This window comes from Gilliamella sp. wkB7, assembly GCF_001693435.1.
GTDB lineage: Bacteria > Pseudomonadota > Gammaproteobacteria > Enterobacterales > Orbaceae > Gilliamella > Gilliamella apicola_N.
Genome location: NZ_CM004509.1, coordinates 1079542 through 1101573 on the forward strand (window position 1 = coordinate 1079542; position 22032 = coordinate 1101573).

The 22032-nt window shown below is 34.3% G+C and carries 19 protein-coding genes; 5 read left to right on the forward strand and 14 right to left on the reverse strand.

What is annotated here, in order from left to right; translation table 11 throughout:
• Positions 1-284 precede the first annotated feature (284 nt).
• From A9G17_RS04660 to A9G17_RS04675, 4 genes are read left to right on the forward strand one after another with little or no spacing between them, the layout of a single operon-like run.
• Positions 285-1139, forward strand: a complete 855-nt coding sequence (locus A9G17_RS04660; protein ID WP_065737716.1) for a tagatose bisphosphate family class II aldolase — start codon at positions 285-287, stop codon at positions 1137-1139.
• Positions 1140-1150: 11 nt separating this feature from the next.
• Positions 1151-2071, forward strand: a complete 921-nt coding sequence (gene pfkB / locus A9G17_RS04665; RefSeq protein WP_065737717.1) for a 1-phosphofructokinase — start codon at positions 1151-1153, stop codon at positions 2069-2071.
• Between the two features lie 12 nt (positions 2072-2083).
• Positions 2084-3499, forward strand: a complete 1416-nt coding sequence (locus tag A9G17_RS04670) for a PTS fructose transporter subunit IIC (RefSeq protein WP_065737718.1) — start codon at positions 2084-2086, stop codon at positions 3497-3499.
• Positions 3500-3556: 57 nt separating this feature from the next.
• Complete coding sequence (locus tag A9G17_RS04675) at positions 3557-3994, forward strand: PTS mannitol transporter subunit IIA (RefSeq protein WP_065737719.1); 438 nt, start codon at positions 3557-3559, stop codon at positions 3992-3994.
• A 97-nt stretch (positions 3995-4091) separates the two neighbouring features.
• Here A9G17_RS04675 and A9G17_RS04680 read toward each other — a convergent pair whose 3' ends face one another.
• From A9G17_RS04680 to rpsU, 14 genes are all read right to left on the reverse strand, one after another.
• Positions 4092-4562 (reverse strand): hypothetical protein, encoded by a 471-nt coding sequence (locus tag A9G17_RS04680; protein ID WP_065737720.1) that lies wholly within the window; start codon positions 4560-4562, stop codon positions 4092-4094.
• A 63-nt stretch (positions 4563-4625) separates the two neighbouring features.
• Positions 4626-5735 (reverse strand): bifunctional diaminohydroxyphosphoribosylaminopyrimidine deaminase/5-amino-6-(5-phosphoribosylamino)uracil reductase RibD, encoded by a 1110-nt coding sequence (gene ribD, locus A9G17_RS04685; RefSeq protein WP_065737721.1) that lies wholly within the window; start codon positions 5733-5735, stop codon positions 4626-4628.
• Between the two features lie 9 nt (positions 5736-5744).
• Positions 5745-6197, reverse strand: a complete 453-nt coding sequence (gene nrdR / locus A9G17_RS04690; RefSeq protein ID WP_039129891.1) for a transcriptional regulator NrdR — start codon at positions 6195-6197, stop codon at positions 5745-5747.
• A 618-nt stretch (positions 6198-6815) separates the two neighbouring features.
• Entirely contained in the window at positions 6816-8105 is a 1290-nt protein-coding gene (thrC, locus tag A9G17_RS04695) for a threonine synthase (protein WP_065737722.1), read from the reverse strand.
• A 109-nt stretch (positions 8106-8214) separates the two neighbouring features.
• Entirely contained in the window at positions 8215-9153 is a 939-nt protein-coding gene (thrB, locus tag A9G17_RS04700; RefSeq protein ID WP_065737723.1) for a homoserine kinase, read from the reverse strand.
• Positions 9154-11610, reverse strand: coding sequence for a bifunctional aspartate kinase/homoserine dehydrogenase I (gene thrA, locus A9G17_RS04705; protein WP_065737724.1), 2457 nt, complete (start codon positions 11608-11610; stop codon positions 9154-9156).
• A 359-nt stretch (positions 11611-11969) separates the two neighbouring features.
• Positions 11970-12299, reverse strand: coding sequence for a hypothetical protein (locus A9G17_RS04710; RefSeq protein WP_025314694.1), 330 nt, complete (start codon positions 12297-12299; stop codon positions 11970-11972).
• 139 nt (positions 12300-12438) lie between these two features.
• A complete protein-coding gene (locus A9G17_RS04715) occupies positions 12439-13191 on the reverse strand; it encodes an SDR family oxidoreductase (protein ID WP_065737725.1) in 753 nt (250 codons plus the stop codon).
• A gap of 189 nt (positions 13192-13380) precedes the next feature.
• Positions 13381-13833 (reverse strand): universal stress protein UspA, encoded by a 453-nt coding sequence (uspA, locus tag A9G17_RS04720; protein ID WP_065602434.1) that lies wholly within the window; start codon positions 13831-13833, stop codon positions 13381-13383.
• Positions 13834-13898: 65 nt separating this feature from the next.
• Entirely contained in the window at positions 13899-15413 is a 1515-nt protein-coding gene (gene pitA, locus A9G17_RS04725; protein WP_065737726.1) for an inorganic phosphate transporter PitA, read from the reverse strand.
• A gap of 69 nt (positions 15414-15482) precedes the next feature.
• The gene (locus tag A9G17_RS04730) at positions 15483-16454 is read right to left on the reverse strand and encodes a bile acid:sodium symporter family protein (RefSeq protein ID WP_065737727.1); all 972 of its coding nucleotides are present in this window, start codon (positions 16452-16454) and stop codon (positions 15483-15485) included.
• A gap of 67 nt (positions 16455-16521) precedes the next feature.
• Positions 16522-18363, reverse strand: coding sequence for an RNA polymerase sigma factor RpoD (gene rpoD, locus A9G17_RS04735; RefSeq protein WP_065737728.1), 1842 nt, complete (start codon positions 18361-18363; stop codon positions 16522-16524).
• 84 nt (positions 18364-18447) lie between these two features.
• Entirely contained in the window at positions 18448-20229 is a 1782-nt protein-coding gene (gene dnaG, locus A9G17_RS04740) for a DNA primase (RefSeq protein ID WP_065737729.1), read from the reverse strand.
• Between the two features lie 130 nt (positions 20230-20359).
• Positions 20360-20575: a 30S ribosomal protein S21 gene (gene rpsU / locus A9G17_RS04745; RefSeq protein WP_034882800.1), complete on the reverse strand. Its 216-nt coding sequence runs from the start codon at positions 20573-20575 to the stop codon at positions 20360-20362.
• 184 nt (positions 20576-20759) lie between these two features.
• Between rpsU and hemB the strand changes: the two genes are divergently transcribed.
• Positions 20760-21773, forward strand: coding sequence for a porphobilinogen synthase (gene hemB / locus A9G17_RS04750; RefSeq protein WP_065737730.1), 1014 nt, complete (start codon positions 20760-20762; stop codon positions 21771-21773).
• The last annotated feature ends 259 nt before the right edge of the window (positions 21774-22032 follow it).

The window sequence follows — 22032 nt, forward strand, 5'->3', positions numbered from 1 at the left end:
TAGTGGTCAATATCAATTGATCGAATAATTACTTAATTCTTTAAAAAAATCAAGAATAATTATATTGTTCTTACTACCTAATCTAGGTAGTAAATAGTTAACCGCCAAAACTAAATTTTGGCAACAAATTTATTATTTTTTGAATATTAAAATCCATTTTTGTGATCTTTCTCACTTTATTAACACTAGTATAACTTTCGTTTTGCAATCATAATTTTCATCAATAACTTTCAATTCGAAAATTAATGTATTTTAAAATTTATAGAAATTTAAGGAGAAAACACATGTCTATCATTTCCAGTAATAACATGTTAAAAAAAGCACAAAAAGAACATTATGCTGTTCCTGCCTTTAATATCCATAATTTAGAAACGATACAAGTTGTTGTTGAAACAGTTTCTGAATTACAGTCTCCAGTTATCTTAGCTGGTACACCTGGTACCTATAGTTATGCTGGTACGGAAAATATCATCGCCATTGCTGAAGAGTTATCGAAAAAACACAATATTCCTTTAGCTGTGCATCTAGATCATCATGAAGAATATAACGATATCGCTTACAAAATTAACGCTGGCATAAGATCGGTAATGATCGATGGTTCACATTTTCCATATGAAGAGAATATTGCCATCGTAAAACAAATTGTTGAATATGCTCACCGTTATGATGTCAGTGTTGAAGCAGAACTAGGACGCCTTGGTGGTATAGAAGATGATCTAATGGTCGATGTTAAAGATGCCTTATATACAAATCCAAAACAAGCGGTAGATTTTATTGAAAAGACAGGTATTGATTCACTTGCAATTGCAATAGGCACAGCTCATGGGCTTTATAAATCTGAACCAAAACTTGATTTTGAGCGTTTATCAGAGATCCGTTCTATGGTAGATATTCCACTGGTACTACATGGCGCTTCAGGTGTTCCTGATAAAGATGTTCGTGAATGTATTAAACGGGGTATATGTAAAGTCAATGTAGCAACAGAATTGAAAATCGCTTTTTCTGATGCATTAAAAGAATATTTTATTGAGCATCCAGATGCTAATGATCCTCGTCATTATATGAAACCCGCAAAAGCGGCAATGAAAGAGATTGTTAAAAAAATTATCACTACTTGTGGATGTGCAGGTAAATTGTAGAGGCCAATATAATGATCTATACATTAACACTTAATACTGCGATTGATATGAATATACATTGCCAAGGATTAATTCCATATTCTGTCAATCGTACATCACATACTGAATACAGTCCAAATGGCAAAGCAGTCAATGTTTCAATAGTGTTGCATAAATTTAACAAACCAACGTGTGCATTAGGATTTTTTGGAGGATTTACCGGTAAATATATCGTTGAAGAATTAACTAAGATGCAAATTCAAACAATGCCTTGCTTTATTGACGATATCACACGTATTAATGTTTTTATTAATGATGGACAGAAAGAATATAAATTAGTTGGTAAAGGACCCTTTGTTCCAGATAACAAAAAGGCAGAAATGCTAAATATTATCCGTAATCTTGAAAAAAATAGTTATTTGGTCATTAGTGGTAGTTTACCAAATAATATTGAATCTGATTATTACCAATCTATTATAGAGTTATGTCATAAACAGAATATACAAGTTATTTTAGATATCAGCCATCCAAAATTAAAACAATTACTCACTTATCATCCTTTGTTAATTAAACCAAATGATGATGAATTAAATGATATTTTTGGATTAAAAACCCAAACAATTGAACAAGTCATTGCAGCTATAGAAACAGTGCACTCATTCGGTGCTCAAAATATTTTATTAACGATGGGATCTAAAGGTCTCTATTTTTCAAATAGGCAACACATTTGGTTTTGCGATGCCGTTACAATCAAATTGGTTAGCTCTGCTTGTGCGGGTGATGCATCACTGGCAGCTTTTTTAAGCGAGTGGTTACCAGAACAAGGAAATATTGAGAATGCAATGAAAAAGGCTTCCGCAACGGGCGCTAATGTTGCCGAATCAGATGGCTTAGGTTTACTTGATAAAATCTACGTCTATATGGACAAACTAGCAGTAACCAAAATTAAATAAAAGGGGAATGTTATGAAGAAAATATTAGCCGTTACAGGATGCCCAACAGGCATTGCCCATACTTATATGGCAGAAGAAGCGTTGAAAACTGCAGCCCAAAAAGCAGGAATAGAAATAAAAGTTGAAACAAATGGTGCTGGAGGTGTTGATAATGCTATTACTGATGCTGATATTGCAAATGCCATTGGCGTGATTATCGCAGCAGATAAAGACGTCAATCCCGATCGATTTAATGGATTACCTGTTATTGAAGTTCCCGTTAAAGATGGTATTCATAAAGCTGCAACATTAATTGAACAAATTACTTCTGGAACGATTCCTATTCGTAAAGGGGCGCAAAATAGTACTACTAACACGACATCAGCAAATCAAATTGTAGTAAAAGAGTCGATTGGACGTCAAATCTATAAACATTTAATGAGTGGTGTATCAAACATGTTGCCTTTTGTGGTAGCTGGTGGGGTATTGATTGCTTTATCATTTTTATGGGGAATCTATTCTGCCGATCCCAATAATGCTCAATACAATGAGTTTGCAGCGTTATTGATGAAAATAGGTGGACAAGCATTTGGCATAATGGTACCAATCTTTACTGGTTTTATTGCTTACTCAATAGGCGGAAGGCCTGCGATGGTTGCTGGGTTTGTTGGCGGATTAATAGCCAATGTTACTGGTGCAGGATTCTTAGGCGGCATCATAGCTGGCTTTGCTGCTGGTTATTTGATGCTTTTTGTCAAAAAATTACTTGACGGACTACCTCGTTCATTTGAAGGCCTTAAATCAATATTTATTATGCCATTAATTGGTGTATTTGTAATTGGCGCTGGTATGTTCTTACTGGGTGGTCCAATAGCAGATATTAACAATGCAATGAAATCATTCCTCGAGTCATTACAATCTGCTAATCCTGTTTTACTTGGTATGGTTATTGGAGCAATGTGTTCATTCGACTTTGGTGGACCTGTTAATAAAGCTGCCTATGTAACAGGTACGATGTTATTAGGTGAGGGCAACTTCTACTTTATGGCGGGTGTTTCGGCTGCTTGTATTGTTCCTCCTTTTGTTATCGCTTTTTCCACTACTATTTTTCGAGGTAAGGCTTTTACTGAAGAAGAACGTGCCGCAGGTGTAGTAAATTATATTTTAGGAGCAACCCATATCACCGAAGGAGCCATTCCATTCGCAGCAAAAGATCCACTGCGCGTAATTCCTATTATGATGTTATCTTCAGCTATCGCATCAGTATTAACATTTATTAGTCAGATACAAGTACCTGCACCTCATGGGGGTTTCTTAGTACTTCCGTTAGTCAATAAACCATTTTTATGGGTCGGTTGTATTTTTACTGGAGCATTAGTTGGAGCAATATTGTTAGGTTTATTGCGTATTCATCAAAACCAACAATTAGCGACTAAAACACCTAAATAATTAACCAGTTGATATATCATTTAATATTCTATTTATCTAAATCAATAAGGAAATAAAATGAGCAATTTAAAATTAACAGCCGATGATATTTCAATCATTAATGGATATTATTCTAAATCAGAAGCAATTCAAGCTGTAGCAGAAAACATGATTAAATCTGGTTTAGTCAAAGATGACTATACTCAAGCCATGTTAGACCGTGATGCACAAATTTCCACATTTTTGGGTAACGGTATTGCCATTCCACATGGTACTACAGACAAACGAAATAGTGTCATTGAAACTGGTTTGAAAGTAATATATTATCCTCAAGGCATAAAATGGGATAAAGATAATAATATTGCTTATGTCATAGTCGGTATAGCAGCTAAAAATAATGAGCATTTAGATATTTTACGGCAATTAACGCGAGCGGTTATTGCTGAAGATACAATAGATCGAATTCAATCAGTTAAGAAAACAGAAGACTTATTAACAATCCTTCAAGGAAACTAATATCATTATCCCATGAGAAAAAATGATCTGAACTCATGGGAGTTTACCTCTATCTGATTGACGGTTGATCAATTAAATCGGTTAATACAGTTAGTTTTTAAACTATGCGAAGAATATTAGGTATAAAAAACTCCAGACGATTATTGATAATTGTTTTATTGTTAACCATTTCAAACGAGACTAAAATGCCTTCCCAAGTAATACCTAGAACAATTAACATGTCTTCAAAATCGTAATAATAAAGCATATAATCTTTATTATAACTACCATCTTTAAATCTATAATTATGGTTAAATTCATCAGTTAACTCAAACGGTTGACCAATCTTAAAATCAAAACCAAGGTAACTTAAAATTTGATTAGCTTTATCAATTAAAAAAGTGTTATCCATAACTTCTTGAATTGATAATACCTCAACATGATCTAAAATATAAAAAAATTCAATTTGATAACCACCTTTTAGTATTCCTTGGACATCAGCATAGCTGAAATCTTCAATAGTTTGATATTGTTCTGAACTAAAAAAATCATCAATATTGAGCATACTAAATTTTGTTTTATCATACATATCAATTAAATCGCTTTTCTATTTCCAGTTTTCATCTTATTGAACTATGATCAAGATAGAAGTTTACTTTCTTTTTAAAATAATCCTTAAATCATCACCTATTGCTTTTACGGATTCAAATTGAAATTGAGGTGCTAAGGATAATTTTTTAAGATTAGGTAATACACATAAATCTTTTGCATTATGACCTAGCAATTTAGGCGCATAATAAATAATGAGTTCATCAACTAAATCTTGTTCAATCAACGCACCAGCAAGATGTGCCCCCGCTTCAACCCAAACAGAATTAATCTGATTTTTACCTAATTGCTTTAATAATTCGACTAGATCTATGTAATTTTGAGATGAAGATTCAATCATCAACTTGGTATTTGGTTTAATAATTGGGATATTTTGTTTACGCACGATCCATGTCTCACCAGATTGACTGAAAATATTTTCATCCCCTGTTAATCGATTTTGACTGTCTATGATAACGCGAATCGGTTGTCGAATATTTTCTGGCGAATAGATTTTTCTAATCTCATTAGGTAATTCGCTATATCTAACCGTTAAACTTGCATTATCAGCTTGAACCGTTGCTCGGGTACTTAAAATACAACTAGCTTGAGCTCGATATTGTTGTACATCTTGTCTTGCTGTACTTGAAGTGATCCATTTACTTTCGCCTGATGCCATAGCAATTTTACCATCTAACGAGGAAGCGAGTTTAAGTTGGACATAAGGTATGCCTGTACGCATACATTTTAAAAAACCTTTATTAATAGCTTCAGCTTGTTCATATAAAACACCAACAATAACTTCAATTCCAGCATCTTTTAATCGTTTAATACCGTTACCCGCAACATTGGGATTAGGGTCTTGCATAGCAACAACAACACGAGTTATCCCTGCTTTTATCAATGCATCAGCACAGGGAGGGGTTCGACCAAAATGACTACATGGTTCTAATGTCACATAAACGGTTGCTCCTTGTGCCTTATTGCCAGCCATTTTTAGCGCATAAACCTCTGCATGAGGTTCACCAGCTTTTTGATGATAACCTTTGCCAATTATCTGATCATCTTTAACAATAACACAACCGACATTGGGATTGGGAGGAGTAGTAAAGCGTCCGAGTTTAGCAAGCTCAATTGCTTGCTGCATATAAAATTGATCTTTATCGCTAATCATATCACGTAATTATTTTTGTTGTAGTTTAGCAATTTCGTTACTAAATTGCTCAATATCATGAAAACTAAAATAGACTGAAGCAAAACGGATATAGGCAACTTTATCTAGATCTTTTAGTTCTTCAATAACATAATTACCAATAAGTTTAGCTGGTATTTCACGTTCACCGGTTGCTCTAATTTTTGATTTTATACGCGTAATTGCGTCTTCAATTGCATCAAGACCAACTGGGCGCTTTTCTAATGCGCGTTTTATACCATTACGTAATTTATCTTCATTGAACGGCTCACGAACTTTATTACTTTTGATAACATTAGGCATAATTAATTCAGCAACTTCAAATGTAGTAAAACGTTCATTGCATTCTACACATTGTCGACGACGACGAACTTGAAAACCCTCACCAACAAGACGTGAATCAATCACCTTGGTATCATCAGCATTACAAAACGGACAGTGCATAAAATTATCCTAATAATGTCACAATTAACACTACAATAGCTGAAAATATCAATTAAAACAAGGTTTCAATAATGAATGGTTGTTACATTAATAATTTTATGATTCTATTCATTTTAAACATAACTAAAATTAAGAAATAATCTTCATTAATTTATTAAAAAATTTTATTATATTAATGAATATATACATTATTATTCGCATCATTACATTTATTGCCACTATGCTATAACATTGGTAAATGTATAAAAGTTGCAACTTTTTTAGTTATAGTTTTAAGGCTGTATAATAAGAGGAATTAGAAAGAATAAAGTAAAAAAATTAAATAATTATAACCTAGATCAACAATAATAATTGACAGTAAACACATCAACAGAAACGAAAAATACGCAGACACATAAGATCATAATTTTTTTTAAAATAAAAAAACTCGTGGTAAGTCGAAATTGGCATTACCTAATCTAAACTATTAAGGAAAAATTTTTAGCTTCAATATTAATATTAGAAAGGTATTAAGGACTCATCAATTATAATAAAACTAAACAATAATCCAATAGATTAGGTTAATAAAAAATAATAAAACAAAAATTCCGTCGCCAAATTAGCGACGGAAATAAAGATTTACCAATCTAATTTGATTAAAAAATCACGCAATTTAGCAAAATCATCTGGCATATAATGGGAAAGTAATGTCATATCCGCGCGTTCTGCGAGTGCTTTCGGTAGAGGAATTGATTTACCAAGAATGTCTTCTACCACTTCTTTAAATTTAGCTGGATGTGCAGTACCTAAAAATAATCCGTATTCCCCTTCTTGTAACTGATCACGTAGTGCACGATAAGCAATTGCACCATGGGGTTCAGAAAGGTAACCTTTTTTGTCAAGTTCCCGCACCGTCTGTTTGGATACTTCATCAGAGACCGCAGCATGACCCAGTGATTTAAGCGCCCACCCTTCTCTTTTATAAATCTCTTCAATTCGAGGCCAATTATTAGGTTGGCTAACATCCATAGCATTGGATAGCGTTGCTACCGTTGCATGAGGTTCCCACTTACCTGTTTCCAAATAGCGTGGCACAGTATCATTGGCATTAGTTGCAGCAATGAAACGTTTAATTGGTAATCCCATTGTCTTAGCAAGTAGACCAGCTGTTAAGTCACCAAAATTGCCACTTGGTACCGAAATCACTAATTGTTCACGTTGTGCTGGAGTTAACTGAGCGAAAGCTTCAAAATAGTAACAAATTTGTGCTAATAATCGACTGATATTAATAGAATTAGCTGAATTTAAGCCAATGGCTGTTTTTAAATCTTCATCATCAAATGCCTTTTTAACTAACGCTTGGCAAGCATCAAAATCACTTTGTATCGCTATAGTATGAATATTATCGCCAAGCGTACAAAATAGCTTTTCTTGTAATGGGCTGATTTTTCCTTCAGGATATAAAATCACTACTCGAATATTCGGTAAATGATAAAATGCATGAGCAACCGCTGCTCCAGTATCGCCAGATGTCGCAGTTAGAATCGTAATTTGTTTATCAGCCGCAACTTGCACCAAAGCCTGAGCCATAAAGCGACCACCAAAATCTTTAAAGGCTAATGTTGGGCCATGGTATAACTCTAATGAACCTATATCTTTTTCTACTGATTTGACTGGAGCAGGAAACTGAAATGCATTTTTTACCAATCTATGCATATCGGTATCACCAATTTCATCACCAATAAAAGCAGATAAGATCTTGGCACTACGACTGACAAAATCTAATTTTAATAATGCATCAATTTCATTAAGCGAAAATTTTGGTAAATCTTGAGGAAAAAATAGACCTTGTCCTCTTCCTAATCCTTGTTGTACTGCTTGTGCAAAGCTAACTTGCTGTGAGTGATCTTTTAAGTTGTACAATTTCATAATATTTTCCGATTATCTTTATGCTTATATTGTTTACTTTATCTGTTAGTCATTTGTTGACCTATCGATAAAGCTTTGGAAACTTTCAAGCTTTCTATCGTAGATAGGGTTATATAACTCTTGTGCCTTGTTTGTCTATCTTACAAATATGCGTAAAACCTTCCTCATTTTGTAAATAGCAATTTTTCAATAGCAACTCAATTTGCTGCGCAGTTTCAAGTTTGTCAGCAATGACAAACATTGTCGGTCCTGAACCTGAAATACCCGATGCTAGAGCACCAAGTTGTTTTACCCGATTTTGCGTTTCATCAAAGTTAGGTAATAGTTGTTTACGATAAGGTTCTGCAATATTATCGCGCAGCATTGTAGCGGCAAGTTTTGGTTGATTTGTATAACAAGCGTGAATAAAACCACCAACATACCGACCATGAGCGACGCAGTCCGCTTTCTGATATTGTGCAGGCAAAATAGCTCGTGCTTGAGCTGTCGATACCTTTATACCTGGATAGGCCATCACCCAATACCAATTGTCAAAATGTGGAATGGATTCACTAATAATTCCCATTTCATCAAGGATAAGTTGCATTCCTCCCAAATAACAGGGTGCAACATTATCGTAATGGACGCTTCCAGAAATCCGACCTTCAAGTTCTCCCATCATAGAAAGCATTTCAAACTCACTAAATGGCTTATCAAAAAATTCATTTAAAGCAACCAATGCACCTACTACTGAACATGCACTGGATCCTAATCCTGAACCAATAGGCATATTTTTTTCAAGTGTCATACTAACTGGAAGGGTTTTACCCATCGCTTCACAAAAACGCTGCCAGCATTGATATACAATATTGTATTTAGGATCGCGTGGTAACTTCTGAACAAATATTCCTTTACAAGTAAGAGAGAATTCTGTTGCGGTTTCAACTGTGATCAGATCACCCAACATCACACCACTAATCGGATTAATGGCAGCACCTAAAATATCAAAACCAACACTGATATTCGCCATTGATGCTGGCGCATATACTGTTAAAGATTTATGACTCATTTAACCTCCGATTTTACCTGATGTAGTGCGTAAAATATCAGCAAAAACACCCGCAGCAGTCACATCATTACCCGCTCCATAACCACGTAGTACTAATGGGATTGGTTGATAATAACGAGTATAAAATGCTAAAGCATTTTCGCCATTCTTAACTTTATAAAGAGGGTCTTCACTATCAACTGCTTCAATTTTAACACTACATTGATTATTTTCGATACTACCAACATATCGTAATACTTTCCCGTTTTTGGCTGCTTGTTCAGATTTTGCTTTAAATTCAGCATCTAATTGCGGTAATTTAGTCATAAACTCATCAATATTGCCTTGGGAATATTCAGCGGGTAAAACAGATTCAACATTAATTTGATCAAGTTCAAGCTGTAATCCAGCTTCTCGCGCTAAAATAAGTAATTTTCTAGCAACATCTGTTCCAGATAAATCATCTCGAGGATCTGGCTCAGTAAAACCTTTCTCTTTAGCTAGTTTAGTTGCTTCAGACAATGACATTCCTTCATCAAGCTTACCGAAAATGAAAGAAAGCGAACCTGATAATATCCCTGAAAATTTAATAAGCTCATCACCCGCATTTAATAAATTTTGTAAGTTTTCAATTACCGGTAAGCCTGCACCTACATTGGTATCATATAGGAATTTGCGTTTACTTTTTGCAGCTTCTTGGCGTAAGCGTAAATAATAGGCCATAGAGCTGGTATTTGCTTTTTTATTTGGAGTAACCACATGGAAACCATTAGCTAAAAAGTCAGCATATTTGTCGGATATTTCGCTACTTGAAGTACAATCGACTAAAATTGGGTTTAGCAGTCGGTTATTTTTGGCAAATTCAATAATACTATCTAATGTGTATTTCATTTCGCTCTGTTTGATTTGTTCACGCCAATTATCAAGAATAATACCATCTCGATTAAGCACGCTATGTTTTGAATTAAATAAACCGCATACCCGTAAATCAATCTGTTTATTTTTAAGCCATTTTTGTTGGCGACCAATTTGATCGACAAGTGCGCCACCTACACCACCAACACCAATTACAAAGACATCAAGCATTTTATCTGTTCCAAATAGCATTTGATGAGCAACTCGAACGCCCATTACCGCAACATCATTATCAACCACAACTGAAATTGAACGTTCAGATGATCCTTGTGCAATAGCGACAATGTTAATATTTGCTCTAGCTAATGCAGTAAAGAAATTAGCTGATAATCCACGTAATGTGCGCATACCATCGCCCACAACTGAGATAATAGCCAGTCTTTCAATAATTTCAATCGGTTCAAGTAATCCATCTTTTAATTCTAAGAAGAATTCATCACTTAAAGCTTCTTCTGCACGATAAAGTTCAGATTGTGGTACACAAAAACTGATACTGTATTCAGATGATGATTGTGTAATAAGAACAACAGATATACCTGCGTAAGACATCGCCGAAAAAACCCGAGCCGACATACCAACCATGCCTTTTAGACCAGGACCAGAAACATTAATCATCGCCATATTATTTAAATTAGTAATCCCTTTTACAGGAGTGGTTGAATCAACAACATTGGCGCCAATAAGTGTACCTGGTGCATCAGGGTTATTGGTATTTTTTATTAAACATGGAATTTGGAACTGTGCAATAGGTAAAATAGTTCTAGGATGAAGAACTTTAGCGCCAAAATAAGAAAGTTCCATCGCTTCTTGATATGACATAGTTTTTAGTAATTTAGCATCAGGAACAGTGCGAGGATCACAAGTGTAAACACCATCAACATCGGTCCAAATTTCACAGCTATTGGCTCTTAAACAAGCAGCAAGAACAGCAGCCGAATAATCAGAACCATTACGACCAAGTACAACCAACTCCCCTTTGTCATTACCCGCTGTAAACCCAGGCATTAAAATAATATTTTGCTGTGGAATGCACATCTGTGCAATTCGATGACTTGATTCGGGAATATCAACCGTAGATTCTAAGTAGCCACCTTCCGCAATAAGCATTGCAACAGGATCAATTACGGTAATGGTGTGACCTTTCGCCTTAAGCAGCTCTTGCATAATAGTAATTGACAGTTTTTCACCACGACAAATAATTGATGCATTAATACTATCTGGGCATTGACCTAATAAGCGAATTCCTTCCAGCAATTGCTTAATATGATTTAATTCATTTAACGCAAAACGTTTCATTTCTTCATAAGCAAAATTAGGTTGTACTTTTGCAAGCCCCGCTAATAAATCAGCAAAAATTTTTTCCGCATCATAAATATTGTTTTTGATTTCTTGTCCGGCAACTGTTTTTTCAACCATTGCAACTAAATGATTAGTGATTTTAGCAGGTGCTGATAAAACAGTCGCTGTTTGTTCTTGTTTAGCATTATTTTCAATTATCTCTGCTACTCGCAAAAAACGTTCTGCGTTAGCAACAGATGTTCCTCCAAATTTTAAAACTTTCATATCACACCTTACTTATCTTTTTTATTTATGCCATTACGATTCAAAATACAATTATTCGACTTTTTTACATCGATAGGTATTATGAAAACCCTTTAGTGTTATAACATTAGTTATAATTTTATTTTCAAACTATAGTTAAATTTTAATAAAAATATTTATTACACAATAAAAAAACCCGCCTTTTAGGGGCGGGTTTTTTATATTTTTTGGGAAAAATCAACCCGCCCTAGATCGCGTAATAGTACCTAAGGTGCCAATAATGCCTGTCATACGGATTGAAATAATCATTATTTTTCCTAAAACTTTTTCACTTAAACTCTAAACAAAACAGCCCGACATTTTCATGTCAGGCTGTAATTCTAAAAAACTTTTTTGCTGTTTTCGTACTCATTAACAACTTTATTCAAAGCTTGATATATACTTTGCGCATCTTGTTTATTTAATGCTTCATCAAGAATATTGAGGTACGACAACATTAATTTTTGATTGTCTTCGGCAAACTGCGGTGATACTTCCTGATCTTCATATAACATGACATAAGTACGGGCAAATCCAAAGATCAAAAAATAGACCGATGCATTTTTCGGATCTTCTTGAATTAATGCTCTCATTGCCTTGCGTAGTTTTACATAGCTATCCGTACCCGGCAAACTTGTCGCAAATGTTTTCGTTACTTCAGAAAATGTCATTGCAATAAACCCCAATCAAAATCACAAGATGAAAGGATAGCAACCCGTCAGCAGAAGTGCAAGTGTATTTTGTTTATTAAACATAGTTTTTTACTTTTAATAAACAGCATATGCCAATTAATACTTAATAAGTTTATTATTATAAATCCTTGCAAACAGATAATCCGGCTGAAGCTTGTGCAACAGGCATTATCTCAATTGAGTTAACATTAAAGTGCGTTGGTGTATTAACTAACCAAGATACGGTATTTGCTATATCTTCGGGCGTGATATAATCTACGCCTTTATATACTTCCGCCGCTTGTTCATCATTTCCATGAAACCGTACATTTGAAAATTCTGTACCACCACACAAACCAGGCTCAATATTGGTAACTCTAATTTTTTTTCCTAAAAGATCTGTTCGTAAATTTGCACTAAACTGCTTAACAAATGCTTTCGATGCACCATAAACATTACCGCCTTTATAAGCATAACTACCAGCTACTGAACCAAGGTTAATAATATATCCAAAATTACGTTCGACCATTCCTGGCAAAATTTGGTGAGTTAAATGTACTAAGCCTATTATATTGGTTTCAATCATGGTTTCCCAATCATTATAGTCTGCTTGGTATGCTGGCTCTAATCCTAAAGCTAATCCGGCATTATTAATTAAAATATCAATTGGTTGGAACTCTTTAGGAAGTTGTAACAAAATTGATTCCACCGCATCTTTTTTTGTTACATCTAAAGACAATGGTAAGAAATTTGAACCTAATTCATCAGCTATTTTCTGTAGTTTATCGGTTCGCCTAGCGACACCAATAACTTTATAGCCATCGGCTATTAGCTTGCAGCAAATAGCTTGTCCAAATCCAGAGGAAGCGCCAGTAACTAAAGCAATATTCATAGTAAAACTCCTTATAGGCTTAAAGATAATATAGATACGAGTATATTCTCATAATCAATATGATAATTATGCAAAAAGTGGTAAATACATAATTTTACTTAAACGTATAGTTAACCTGAAACTTCTTGACAATAATGCAAAACAACTCTTATAAAAAACCCGCTAAAAAAGCGGGCTAATATTTAAATTTCATTTAGCAAGTTCTTCTGATGGTTCTTCGTCTTTCAATGGAACAATCAATGTATCAATATGAGTATTATTGATTAATTGACGTGCAGAAGACATTAACTTACTCCAAAAATCCTGATGATGACCACACACAACAAGATCAGCGCCATATTCGTGAATCGCTTCAATCAATACTTGACCAAACTCACCATTTCCTGAAAGTGTGTGCGCAATAGGATATCCAGCATCATCAGCCAGTTTATTTAAAGCAATGTGCGCATCTTCTGTGATTTTGTCTTTCATATCATTCATATTAATATCAACTAATCCTGTATATAGATCAGAATAGTTAATACCAACATGAATCAAAGAGATTTGAGCATTATATGGCCTTGCCATAGAGACCGCTTTTTCGACAAGAACTTCACTTTCAGGTGATAAATCCACTGCGACTAATATATGTTTATAAGCCATGATATTTTACTCCTTCCTATTTTGACGCTCAGGTTAAATTTTGAATTTATACTCTCTTTTTACTACTAAATTAATTTTTGAGCAAGCCAAAAAAGTGACCCAGATAACAAAATTGAAATCGGCAATGTCAAAATCCATGTTAATGCAATATTTTTAATCGTTTTGCTTTGTACACCACCACCATCAACGATCATTGTTCCAGCCACTGATGATGAAAGGACTTGAGTAGTTGATACTGGCATACCCGTATAGCTAGCAATACCAATTGAAAGTGCTGTGGTAATTTGCGCCGAAACACCTTGAGCATAAGTCATCCCTTTTTTACCAATTTTTTCACCAATGGTAACAGCAACCCGACGCCATCCAATCATAGTACCAATAGCAAGCGCTGAAGCCACTGAGATGATGATCCAAATAGGTGCATATTCAATTGTTTTAAGTAAGTCATTATTGACCGATTTTAAATATTGTTTATCTTCTGATGAAATATTTGGTTGTTTAGCAACATGTGAAACAGTATCGGACAAGCAAAGTAGTATACGTCTAGCTTGTGAACGTTGCTCAACAGTAAGAGATTCATAATCATTCATTTTATTAAATAGATTATTAGCAATATTTAATGTAATAAAAGAACGCGAATAATCACAATGATATTGATTTAAATCGCTGATAGGCACGTTAGAGTCAACTGTAGATTGAGAGCCAATTACAGTTGTTAAATCTTGATTATGAGTAACAAAATAGTCTTCAATATTGTGGATAGCATTGCGAGTATTGGTAATATCATAAGTTGAAGCACTCATATTAACAATAAAACCTGCGGGAGCAATGCCCATTAGCACTAACATTAATAAACCAATTCCTTTTTGCCCATCGTTAGCGCCATGTGAAAAGCTTACACCGGCTGCTGATATAATAAGCATTATGCGAATCCAAAATGGAGGCTTTTTCTTACCATAGAGTTTTTCACGCTGCTCTGGTGTCATGAAAATACGTTCTCTTTTTTTACTACTTTTTTTGCTTTGACTTTTACGTGTCCAATATTTACGTAGTAAAAAAATCATTAAACCAGCAACAACAAGACCAATTACTGGTGAAATAATTAATGATAAAAAGATTTGAATCATCTTTGGAATATTAAGCGCATCAATAATTGATGTATCCATAATAAAGGCATTAGCAAGTGCCACACCAATAATGGAACCAATTAAGGTATGAGAACTTGATGCAGGGATGCCAACATACCAAGTTCCTAAATTCCAAATAATTGCTGCGAATAAAATAGAAAATACCATTGCAAGCCCATGTGTAGAACTTACATTGAGTAATAAATCGGTTGGTAATAAGTGCACAATCGCATAAGCAACACTAAGGCCACCAAGCAACACACCGAAGAAATTAAACACTCCTGCCATAAAAACGGCAAGTTGCTCTTTCAATGCTCTGGTATAAATAACCGTTGCGACAGCATTGGCTGTATCATGAAATCCATTTATAGCCTCGTAAAAAAGCACAAATAACAATGCAAAGACTAATAATACAATAGTTGAAAATTCTAAATCAGAAAATAGATGAAACATAATAGATCTTTCTGTTGTTAATTAACGACTCTATTATCCTTTAGAATAGGATAATGAGCAAAACAAATTTTACATTTTTCGTTTAGCATAGCGGGCAGCTAAAAAAGCACAGATCATTAATTGAATCTGATGAAAGATCATTAAAGGTAAAATCATAATCCCCATAATCGACATTGGAAAAATAACACTGGCCATGGGAATACCACTAGCTAAACTTTTTTTTGAACCACAAAATACGATTGTAATTTCATCTTCTTTGCTAAAACCAAATAGTCTTGCACTATAGGTCGTAATCAATAAAACAATAACTAATAATACAATTGAGAAAAATATTATGTTTAATAACGATAAAAGGCCAACTTGTGCCCAAATGCCATTAATAACTGCATCACTAAAAGCAACATAAACCACTAATAAAATTGATAAACGATCAGTTTTAGAAATGATATTTTTGTATTTTTCTATCCATTTTATTATAAAGCGACGCGATAAATGACCAATAATAAAAGGTAACATCAATTTTAACATTATTGAGGTAATTGCATCGACTATATCCATTGAAGCAACAGCTTGAGTATTCATTAGTAACCCAACTAAAATAGGAGTAATAAAAACACCCAATAATGTTGATGCTGAGGCACTACAAATTGCAGCAGCTACATTACCTCTTGCTATCGAAGTAAATGCTATTGCTGATTGTACTGTTGCAGGTAAAACACAAAGGTACACAAAGCCTAAATAAAATTCTTGCGATAAAAAAGTTGGCACTAAAAATTGCATCATAACGCCTAAGATAGGAAAAACCACAAAAGTCGTTGCAAATATTAACAAATGTAATCGCCAATTTTTTATGCCAATGATAATGGATTGAAAAGAAAGTTTAGCGCCATGCATAAAAAATAACAATCCAATGGCAAAAGTTGTAAGGTGCTCAAAGAATATTTTAGTTTGTCCCTTACAAGGCAAAATACTTGCAGTAATAACAACACAAATTAAAGTCAATAAGAATGGATCAATCTTCAAACGTTGGAGTATATTCATAGTTACCAATCTTTTTTGCTAAAAAAATCGCCACAATAGTGGCGATATAGTTTACGTGTAAAAATACTTATTCTAAGAAGCTACGAAGAACATCCGAACGACTTGGATGACGTAATTTACGTAACGCTTTAGCTTCAATTTGACGAATACGTTCACGTGTTACATCAAATTGTTTACCAACTTCTTCAAGCGTATGATCAGTATTCATATCAATACCAAATCGCATACGTAATACTTTTGCTTCGCGTGGCGTTAAACCAGATAAGATATCACGTGTTGCACTGCGCAAGCTTTCAGATGTTGCTGCATCTAATGGTTGCTCTAGTGCGGTATCTTCAATAAAGTCACCTAAATGTGAATCTTCATCATCACCAACTGGTGTTTCCATTGAAATTGGTTCTTTAGCAATCTTCAACACTTTACGAATTTTATCTTCTGGCATTTGCATACGTTCAGATAACTCTTCTGGTGTCGGTTCGCGACCAATTTCTTGTAACATTTGGCGTGAAATACGATTTAACTTATTGATCGTCTCAATCATATGTACTGGAATACGAATTGTTCTTGCTTGGTCGGCAATTGAACGTGTGATAGCTTGTCTAATCCACCAAGTTGCATAAGTTGAGAATTTATAACCTCGACGGTATTCAAACTTATCTACAGCTTTCATTAGACCGATATTACCTTCTTGAATCAGATCTAAGAACTGTAATCCACGGTTAGTGTATTTTTTTGCTATAGAAATAACTAAACGTAAGTTTGCTTCAACCATTTCTTTCTTAGCGCGTCGTGCTTTTGCTTCACCAATAGACATACGACGATTAATATCTTTAATTTGCTCAATAGAAAGATTAGTTTCCGTTTCAATTTGTTGCAACAAGTTAACTTGTGCAGCAATTTGCTCCTCGAAATCTTTTAAATTAGCCGCAAAAGCACTTTTCGAAGTTAATGCTTTATTATACCAATCCATGTTATTTTCATTTCCAGTGAAATAATTCATAAATTGTTTTTTCGGCATCTTACATTGTTCAACGCAGATCTTCATAATTACACGTTCGTGTGCTCTTACACGATCCATCATACTTCTCATATTGTTGACAAGTATATCGAACTGTTTAGCTACTAAACGAAATTGTTTGAAAATCTCTGATAAATTTTCGATCTCTTTTTGTGCTTTTTTGTGACCTCTTCCATATTTTTTAATAGCTTCAGAAGTTTTATTATGCTGTTCTTGTAATTCAGCAAATTTTGCTCTAGCTACTTCAGGATCAATCGAAACATCTTCATCTGCAGATGAATCACCATCCTCATCTTCATTTTCATCGTCACTATCGTCGATTTCGATCTCGGTTTCACTATCTTCTAAATCTTCAGGTAATTCTTCTGTTACTTCTTCCGCATTTGGATCAACAAAACCAGTAATTAAATCAGATAAACGAACTTCTCCACTTTCGACTAAGTTATATTGCTCAAGTAGGTAAGTAATCGCCTCTGGGTATTCAGACACTGAAGTTTGAACCTGATTAATGCCATCTTCAATACGTTTGGCAATATCAATTTCACCTTCACGAGTTAAAAGTTCTACCGCTCCCATTTCTCGCATATACATACGAACAGGATCGGTTGTTCGACCTATTTCTGACTCAACATTAGATAATACTAATGCTGTTGCTGCTTCAACGGCTTCTTCATCAGGGACATTATCTGAAAGTAATAACTCATCAGAATCAGGGGCTTCTTCAAGAACTTGAATCCCCATATCATTAATCATTTGGATAATATCTTCAATCTGATCTGAATCAATAATCTCTTCAGGCAAGTGATCGTTGACATCAGCATAGGTTAGGTATCCTAGCTCCTTACCACGAATAATTAGGAGTTTTAGCTGTGATTGAGAATTTTGCTCCATAAAAGGTATCCACTTTTAGTTATTTGGTCATGTGTATATTATATATGTAGAACATTAGCTGTTATCTACGTATACCCTATATATTTAGTCTTTTTTTGATAAAACAAGTATTAATGTCGCTAATTCTTTTTTCTCTGCGGTACTTAAGCCGGAGACTCTCTCTTTTGCGATTAGTTCATCTTGTCTTTGGGCGAGTATATTATCATATAACTCTTTTAAAGTATGTTTAAAAATAGATTCTATATCATCATCTTGGTAATGAAACTCCCAGGTTGATAAACGACTAATTTGCTTATAAAACGGCCTTTCTAAACACTCAGTTAATATTTGTGCAGTAGTTATATTAGGATAGCGCTGGCATAATTCAAGTAGTTCAATAAAAATATCAATACCAGCCATTTTCACTTGACCAATAGCATTAATATCGGAAACAAGCTGCGCAAGATTAGGATATTGAAGCAATAAACCAATCAAAATACGCATTGTTGTTAACTTCATTTGTGCTATTGGTACAGTTTCTGGGACCTTACTTTCATATTTTTGGCGATTAGATTGCATCAATTGCTCTATTTGAGACAAATCAAGCAATCCTAAATAACGCCCAAGTTGTTGTAATAAATTTAATCGGAAAGCCTTTGCTTTTATTTGATCAAGTAAAGGAAGCGCCAATGAACTTAATTTAGCTTTCCCTTCCGGTGTTTTCAAATCAACTTGTTTTAGTAATTCATCAAATAAAAATTTAGACAAATTTGGGGCGGTTTTCAGGTAATCTTCAAAACCTGTTTTACCGACTTTACGTACAAAACTATCTGGGTCTTCATCTTGAGGTAAAAAGGCAAAGCTTATCTCTTTACCATCAATCAAGCAGGGTAATAAAACATTTAGTGCTCGCCAAGCAGCATTCCTTCCTGCATTATCTCCATCATAACAAAAGATAACAGAATCTGTAGCTCTAAATAGAAGTTTAATATGTTCTTCTGATGTTGCTGTCCCTAGAGCTGCTACCGCATAATCAATACTATATTGGGCCAGAGATACAACATCCATATAACCCTCTACAATTATTAATTGTTTCGGGTTACGATTGGCTTCCAAAGCTTCATAAAGTCCATATAACTGAAAACCTTTATGAAAAATAGGCGTTTCTGGTGAGTTTAAATATTTTGCCGAGTCATTAATGATAGTTCTTCCCCCAAAGGCGATCACATTACCTTGTCTATCACGAATTGGGAACATGATTCGCCCGCGAAAGCGATCAAATCGATTACTTCTATCATTATTAACTGACATCCCTGCTTTATCATATAACTCTGCTTCGTTTTTTGTCTTTACAATAGTTTGAAAAGCTAATTGGCTTGAATTAGGTGCGTAACCAATTTTATACCTAGCTATAATTTCCGTATTTAGTCCACGTTGTTCTAGATATTTATGTGCATCAATCGAGGTTGATAATGCTAATTGCTGTTGGTAAAAATTGGTTATTTTAGCCATTAACGTATACAGATCACGGCGAATATTTCGAGATTCAATCTGTTTTGATTGATCTATTTGGTTATTCTCATTATCCGTATAAGGAACTCGAATTCCTTGCATACTAGCTAATTCTTCAATAGCTTCGGGAAAAGACAAACGTTCATATTGCATTAAAAAATTTACAACCGAACCAGATGCCCCACAACCAAAACAATAATAGATCTGTTTTTTTTCATTCAATGAAAAAGAGGCAGTTTTCTCATCATGGAAAGGACAACAACCAAAGTAATTATTCCCCTTTTTTTTCATTTTGACACGTTTGCTTATCACATCAAGTATACTTGTGCGAGCAATCAAGTCTAAAATAAAATCGCGAGGAATAAGACCTTTCATGATAATTCAACCGATATTGGCACTATACGCAAAGACAACAAGCCGTATGTATATGTACGGCTTGTAAAAATTTTTTATAAAAAATAGATAAAATTGAATTTTATATCAATTTAAACTTTTAGTATAAATATTAATATAGACGAGTGCGACGAGCGTTTTCTCTTTCTAATTTTTTAGCATGACGTTTAACAGCAGCTGCTTTTGCGCGTTTACGAATAGTAGTTGGTTTTTCGTAAAATTCACGATTACGAACTTCAGCTAAAACTCCTGCTTTTTCGCAAGAACGTTTAAAACGACGTAATGCTACATCGAAAGGTTCATTTTCACGTACTTTAATTACTGGCATGTGCCTCTCACCTCAAATTTGTTTAATATCACAAAGGACTAAAAATTAGTGCGCAATTTTACCTCTAATAGATATATGTTGTAAAGTAAAATATCCAATTATTGTATCATAACAAATTAATTTGCTAATCTCCCTACTCAATTAGATAATAAAACCATTTTTATTAATATAGATAGGTATTTTTATGTCATCGTTTATTACCGGTCAGTACCCCAAGCGCCGCTTACGCCGCAATCGTGTTTATGATTTTAGTCGCCGTTTAGTTGCAGAAAATCAGCTAACGATTAATGATCTAATTTATCCTGTTTTTATCGTTGAAGGAAACAATATCACTGAACCTGTTTCATCCATGCCAAACGTTAATCGAATGAGTATTGATATACTATTAAAAGAAGCTGAATATGTAGCGAAACTAGGTATCCCTGTTCTTTCATTATTTCCAGCCATTGAACCAGCAAAAAAATCATTACTCGCACAGGAAGCTTATAATGAAAATGGATTAGTACCCAAAGCGATTCGAGCATTGAAAAAAGAGATTCCTGAGTTAGGTATTCTAACTGACGTAGCCCTTGACCCTTACACAACACACGGACAAGATGGCATTATTGATGAACATGGTTATGTGCAAAATGATATATCTGTCGAAATTCTTGTTAAACAAGCTTTAATTCAAGCCCAAGCTGGTGCAGATATTATCGCGCCAAGTGATATGATGGATGGACGCATCGGCGCAATTCGTGATGAGTTAGAAAATCATAATTTTGTTAATACACAAATCATGGCGTATTCAGCTAAATATGCTTCAAGTTTTTATGGTCCGTTTCGTGACGCCGTTGGATCAGCTCCAAATATAAAAGGCGGAAATAAAAAAAGTTACCAACTCGATCCCGCCAACAGCAATGAAGCTTTGCAAGAAATTTATCAAGACCTTAGCGAAGGTGCTGATATGGTCATGGTTAAACCAGGTATGCCTTATCTTGATATGGTTAGAAGAGTAAAAGAGACCTTTGCCGTTCCAACGTTTGCTTATCAAGTTTCTGGAGAATATGCTATGCTGTGCGCAGCAATTGAAAACGGTTGGTTAGATAAACAGTCCGTAATTATGGAATCCTTACTTTGCTTTAAACGCGCTGGTGCAGATGGAATATTAACTTATTTCGCTAAACAAGTAGCTGAATGGTTAGTTCAAAAACAATAAGATTTAATGAACTCACAATAAAGTCCCCATATTTATATAGTGGGGATATTTATCAAAAAAGTAAAAGAATTCATTTATTTTATCGGATTTATTCATTCTGTTTTTTTGTAAAATTAGCTATTAAGTGTAAAAACTTTTCAAGCTTCCCCCAAGTGACTAACGGTATTCTAATTTTATTATAATGATTTGATTTTATAGCATCACTCTTTTCATATTTATATTGTCTATCAATTGTGAAATATTAATAATTAAAATTATT

Excerpts from the sequence above, each read along its gene's own strand:
- A9G17_RS04660 (WP_065737716.1), top strand. The coding sequence starts at position 285 with ATGTCTATCATTTCCAGTAATAACATGTTAAAAAAAGCACAAAAAGAA.
- pfkB (WP_065737717.1), top strand. The coding sequence starts at position 1,151 with ATGATCTATACATTAACACTTAATACTGCGATTGATATGAATATACAT.
- A9G17_RS04670 (WP_065737718.1), top strand. The coding sequence starts at position 2,084 with ATGAAGAAAATATTAGCCGTTACAGGATGCCCAACAGGCATTGCCCAT.
- A9G17_RS04675 (WP_065737719.1), top strand. The coding sequence starts at position 3,557 with ATGAGCAATTTAAAATTAACAGCCGATGATATTTCAATCATTAATGGA.
- A9G17_RS04680 (WP_065737720.1), bottom strand. The coding sequence starts at position 4,562 with ATGTATGATAAAACAAAATTTAGTATGCTCAATATTGATGATTTTTTT.
- ribD (WP_065737721.1), bottom strand. The coding sequence starts at position 5,735 with ATGATTAGCGATAAAGATCAATTTTATATGCAGCAAGCAATTGAGCTT.
- nrdR (WP_039129891.1), bottom strand. The coding sequence starts at position 6,197 with ATGCACTGTCCGTTTTGTAATGCTGATGATACCAAGGTGATTGATTCA.
- thrC (WP_065737722.1), bottom strand. The coding sequence starts at position 8,105 with ATGAAATTGTACAACTTAAAAGATCACTCACAGCAAGTTAGCTTTGCA.
- thrB (WP_065737723.1), bottom strand. The coding sequence starts at position 9,153 with ATGAGTCATAAATCTTTAACAGTATATGCGCCAGCATCAATGGCGAAT.
- thrA (WP_065737724.1), bottom strand. The coding sequence starts at position 11,610 with ATGAAAGTTTTAAAATTTGGAGGAACATCTGTTGCTAACGCAGAACGT.
- A9G17_RS04710 (WP_025314694.1), bottom strand. The coding sequence starts at position 12,299 with ATGACATTTTCTGAAGTAACGAAAACATTTGCGACAAGTTTGCCGGGT.
- A9G17_RS04715 (WP_065737725.1), bottom strand. The coding sequence starts at position 13,191 with ATGAATATTGCTTTAGTTACTGGCGCTTCCTCTGGATTTGGACAAGCT.
- uspA (WP_065602434.1), bottom strand. The coding sequence starts at position 13,833 with ATGGCTTATAAACATATATTAGTCGCAGTGGATTTATCACCTGAAAGT.
- pitA (WP_065737726.1), bottom strand. The coding sequence starts at position 15,413 with ATGTTTCATCTATTTTCTGATTTAGAATTTTCAACTATTGTATTATTA.
- A9G17_RS04730 (WP_065737727.1), bottom strand. The coding sequence starts at position 16,454 with ATGAATATACTCCAACGTTTGAAGATTGATCCATTCTTATTGACTTTA.
- rpoD (WP_065737728.1), bottom strand. The coding sequence starts at position 18,363 with ATGGAGCAAAATTCTCAATCACAGCTAAAACTCCTAATTATTCGTGGT.
- dnaG (WP_065737729.1), bottom strand. The coding sequence starts at position 20,229 with ATGAAAGGTCTTATTCCTCGCGATTTTATTTTAGACTTGATTGCTCGC.
- rpsU (WP_034882800.1), bottom strand. The coding sequence starts at position 20,575 with ATGCCAGTAATTAAAGTACGTGAAAATGAACCTTTCGATGTAGCATTA.
- hemB (WP_065737730.1), top strand. The coding sequence starts at position 20,760 with ATGTCATCGTTTATTACCGGTCAGTACCCCAAGCGCCGCTTACGCCGC.